Genomic DNA, 376 nt, shown 5'->3' on the forward strand with positions numbered 1-376 from the left:
AGTAGAACAATTGATAATTTACAAGATTTATTTTGGTAATATTTAATTTATATGTTAATATTGTCATAAAAATGTAATCATATCTCTAAAATTCTACAATTTTCCACATAATAGGAGAAAGGGTGATAAGCTAGCATTTTGATTAAAGGATAATCATATTCTGCTAATTAAAAAGCATTGTCATATCATTAAAATTTATATATTATATTCGTTGTGTGTTTTGAATTTTTTTAATCTTTAATTTACTAATGGAAGGATGAAAAATAGGATATGAATCAACAGCCACAGCTTCAATCAACTGCTCCGGCCATTCCTGTTAAACAGTACAATCCAAAGGCAGCCCGAGCTAAAGCCTTTTATAAGAAACTTGCGAAAA

Source organism: Bacillus sp. JJ1503 (genome assembly GCF_036965125.1).
Classification (GTDB): Bacteria; Bacillota; Bacilli; order Bacillales; family Cytobacillaceae; genus Cytobacillus.